This is a genomic window from Nocardioides sp. NPDC006273 (assembly GCF_040613495.1).
Taxonomy (GTDB): domain Bacteria; phylum Actinomycetota; class Actinomycetes; order Propionibacteriales; family Nocardioidaceae; genus Nocardioides.
This window is the reverse complement of the sequence record NZ_JBEXSD010000123.1, coordinates 1-3570: the sequence shown is the minus strand read 5'-3', so window position 1 is coordinate 3570 and position 3570 is coordinate 1. Positions and strand designations below refer to the sequence as shown.

General features: G+C 69.2%; 4 protein-coding genes and 1 riboswitch. Of the genes, 3 read left to right on the top strand and 1 reads right to left on the bottom strand.

What is annotated here, in order from left to right; all coding sequences use genetic code 11:
• The first annotated feature begins 135 nt into the window (after window positions 1-135).
• Complete coding sequence (locus ABZZ22_RS26885) at window positions 136-891, top strand: NYN domain-containing protein (RefSeq protein WP_354938601.1); 756 nt, start codon at window positions 136-138, stop codon at window positions 889-891.
• Between the two features lie 13 nt (window positions 892-904).
• On the opposite strand, the gene ABZZ22_RS26880 is transcribed toward ABZZ22_RS26885, so the two are convergent.
• Window positions 905-1531, bottom strand: coding sequence for a glycoside hydrolase family 19 protein (locus ABZZ22_RS26880; RefSeq protein WP_354938598.1), 627 nt, complete (start codon window positions 1529-1531; stop codon window positions 905-907).
• 68 nt (window positions 1532-1599) lie between these two features.
• Window positions 1600-1735: riboswitch (cobalamin riboswitch) on the top strand.
• A gap of 65 nt (window positions 1736-1800) precedes the next feature.
• On the opposite strand from ABZZ22_RS26880, the gene ABZZ22_RS26875 reads away from it, so the two are divergent.
• Entirely contained in the window at window positions 1801-2874 is a 1074-nt protein-coding gene (locus ABZZ22_RS26875; RefSeq protein ID WP_354938595.1) for a hypothetical protein, read from the top strand.
• Complete coding sequence (locus tag ABZZ22_RS26870) at window positions 2868-3491, top strand: hypothetical protein (protein WP_354938592.1); 624 nt, start codon at window positions 2868-2870, stop codon at window positions 3489-3491. Before ABZZ22_RS26875 ends, ABZZ22_RS26870 begins: the two co-directional genes overlap by 7 nt.
• Window positions 3492-3570: the final 79 nt, after the last annotated feature.

The window sequence follows — 3570 nt, the reverse complement described above, 5'->3', positions numbered from 1 at the left end:
TGCCCGGTGCGCGGATGGCCTTGTCCTGCTCGGCCTGGATGGTCGCGACGATGGAGTCATGACGCGCCGACTCGGCGTCGGTTTTGGTCAGGATGAGCCGACTCGGCGGTGGGGTGCACTGGCAGACTGTCCTGAATGACCGAGCCTTTCCGTATTGCCCTGCTCATCGACGCGGACAATGCTCCCGCGTCCAAGATCGACGCGATCCTCAACGACCTGGCCGAGTACGGCGAGGTGACGATCCGTCGGGCCTACGGCAACTGGACCAAGTCCGAGCTGAAGAGCTGGATCGGGGAGCTGCACGACGCCGCGATCCGGCCGATGCAGCAGTTCGACCTGACCGCGCACAAGAACGCCTCCGACATGGCGCTCGCGATCGACGCGGTCGAGCTGCTCCATGCTGCGATCCCCGACGCGTTCGCGCTGGTCTCCTCCGACTCCGACTTCACCCCGCTGGTGCACTACCTGCGGGAGAAGGGTCGCGCGGTCTACGGCTACGGCCGGGAGAAGACACCAGCGCCGTTCAAGAGCGCCTGCACCCGGTTCACCGTCGTGGAGAAGCTCGGCGACACCGAGGAGGTGGCCGAGACCGAGGCCGGCGTAGCGCCCGCCCGCAAGCAGGCCGCCGCCGCGACCACGGGCCAGGTGCTGAAGCGCAACGCCAGGTTGATCCAGCTGCTGCGCAACTCCATCGCCGCGGCCGCCGACGACGACGGCTGGGCCCTGGTCGGCACCGTCGTCTCCCGCATCCGCAACCAGTCCTCCGAGGACCCGCGCAACTACGGCTACGCCACCTGGACCAAGCTGATCAAGGCGATCGACCTGTTCGAGCTCAAGGACGAGGGCACCTCGGCGATCGCGGTCAGCGACAGGCGCAACGGCAGGAAGTGACGTACGTCTTCCGCTACGTCCTCGCCGGGCGGGCGCACCTGATCCCCTTGGGCACCGACCCGTTGAGGTGCTTCAGCGCGGCCTTGAAGTCGCGACAGCGCTCGGCGTCCTCGGCCTTGTTGCGGGGATAGCCGATCGCCGCGTTGACCTTGCCCATGTCGAGGGCGTCGGCGAGCGGGTTGATGTCGCGGGCGACGCTCCAGTACCACCGCGAGATCGGCGCGCTGTGGTCCAGAGACCTGGCCAGCTCGGGGCGGCGGCGCAGGTCGATCCCGAAGTAGGTGCCGGCGTCGGTGTAGTTGGCCTCGCCGGTCAGCTGGATGTAGCCGCGGCCGGTGAACTTCCGCTTGTCGCCGGCCTTGGCGTCGTGGTGGAAGGAGCTCTCGTTGGCGAGCGTGGTCAGGTAGGCCGCCTGTCGATAGGCGGTGGTGATCTGGGCGTCGGCCATCGCCCGGTTGAGGCTCGGCAGGCCGGTCTCGACGGTCCGGCGGTCGCCGACCTTCTCGCCGAACATGGCGACGAGATCGGCGTACGTCACCGATGCCCGGGCCGGTTCGGCCCCGGCTGGGATGGTCTGGACGAGGGCGAGAAGGGTGGCCGAGGTCGATGCTGCGACAAGGCCGAGAATCCTGTGGCGCATGGGGACAGAGTGACTGCTCGAACCGCGATCCCGCAAGCAGCGCCCGCCGGGCATAGGATTACCCCCGAATTAGCAGAGCCTCAATCAACACACGCCGTGGTGGGGGAAGCCGGTCGAACTCCGGCGCTGACCCGCAACCGTAGGCCCAGGACTCCGAGGTGTCCTGAGCGAGCCGGAGCACCCGCCGACGGACGCGTACTGACCTGACGCTGTCGTGGAACGCAGCGGGTCGGCCCCGTGCCTTCCCGACGAACAGCGCGGAAGGAACCATGAAGAAGACCGTCTTCGGCGGCATCGCCGCCGCCCTCGCCCTCACCTCGCTCGCCGGCTGCGGCGAGCAGACCATCGAGGAGGGGGAGAAGAGCACCTACGACGCCAAGGTGTCCACCTCCGTGGCCGACTGGCTCGTCGCCCAGGCGCCGGAGGGCGTGGCCCGCAACGCGCAGTACGGCACCGACGACTTCGGGCTCAGCGCCGACATCGGGATCGCGCTGGCGGAGATCGGCGGCTACGACGAGGAGATCGCGACGATCACCGAGGCCGTGATGAAGAACAAGGCCGCCTACACCTCGCCCGGCTTCGGCACCGTCACCTCGGCCGGCGCCACCGCGAAGGCGCTCGTCCTCCAGCAGAACGTCGACGTCTCCGACCCCGGCCTGCTCGCGCAGCTCGAGGGCACGGTCGCCGAGAACGGCCGCATCGCCGACAAGCTCGACCCCAAGAACAAGAAGGCGGCCGACTACTCCAACACCATCGGCCAGTCGTACGCCGTGTGGGCACTGAGCAACGCCGAGAGCAAGGAAGCCGCGGCCGCTGCGGAGTTCCTGGCCGGGCAGCAGTGCGAGGAGGGCTGGTTCCGAGTCACCTTCACAGCCGATCCCGCTGCCGCCAACCAGACCTGCGACGGTGACCCGAAGGCCGTCCCGGACGCCGACGCGACCGCGTTCGCGCTGATCGCCCTGTCGTCGGTGGCCAGCCCGGAGGCGGAGAAGGCCGTCAAGTCGGGCGCGGACTGGCTGAAGGAGACCCAGGCCGAGGACGGCTCGCTGAAGGCAGCCACCGGCAACGTCGCCAACTCCAACACCACCGGCCTGGCCGGATGGGCGTTCGGGCGGGCCGGCGAGACCGCTGCTGCAGAGAAGGCGGCGTCGTGGGTCGCCGACCACGTCGTGACCTGCGGTGACGACGCCGGGGCGGTGGCCTACGACGACGCCGCGCTGACCGAGGGCAACGCCAAGGGACTGACGAAGGAGTCCGAGGGGATGTACCGCCTCGCGGCCGCACAGGCGCTGCCGTCGCTGGTCTTCCTGCCCAAGGACGCGACCGCGAAGAGCTCGTGCTGATTCTGCGTTCTGTAGCGGTGGCCCTGGCGATCCTCGCCGGGGCCACCGCACCCATCTCATCCGCAGCCGCGTCATCCGCCGCGGAGGCGTGCGCGGGCGTGACCGTCGTCGTCGAGCCCAACGCCTTGGGCGGCGGCCCGGAGGTCGCCTGCGTCCAGCCGGAGGAGGGCGACACCGGCGCCGACCTCTTCGAGAAGGCGGGACATCCGCTCACCTTCGTGACCTCGATGCCGAGCGTCGTCTGCCGGGTCGCGGGCCGGCCGGAGGAGGCGGGATGCGCCCAGATGCCGCCCGCTGACGCCTACTGGTCGCTGTGGATCGCCGACGACTCGGGAGCCTGGAGCTACGCCACCAGAAATGTTACCGAAATAGGCGTGACCTCCGGGCAGGGTGTTGCGTTCACGTGGATAGACGACAATGTCGTTACCGCTCCGGCGACGGTGCTTGGGGATGCTGTGGGGGCGCCCTCAAGCCCGTCGCCGGAGTTATCTCCGGAGGACCCGGCCGCCGAGCCGCGGCCGAGCTCCGACCCCGAGCCGCTGCCCACCTGGGTCGCCCCGGTCGGCATCCTCGTTCTCTTCGCTCTCGCCGGTGCTGTTTGGTGGCGGCGGAGATGAGTGACCTCGATCCGCGGCCGGTACACGTCTGATCCTCATCGGCATCGGGATGGCCGCGATGATGCAGAGCGTCATCTCC

Bases quoted from the DNA above. Each gene is read 5' to 3' on its own strand.
- ABZZ22_RS26885 (WP_354938601.1), top strand. From the start codon at position 136: ATGACCGAGCCTTTCCGTATTGCCCTGCTCATCGACGCGGACAATGCT.
- ABZZ22_RS26880 (WP_354938598.1), bottom strand. From the start codon at position 1,531: ATGCGCCACAGGATTCTCGGCCTTGTCGCAGCATCGACCTCGGCCACC.
- ABZZ22_RS26875 (WP_354938595.1), top strand. From the start codon at position 1,801: ATGAAGAAGACCGTCTTCGGCGGCATCGCCGCCGCCCTCGCCCTCACC.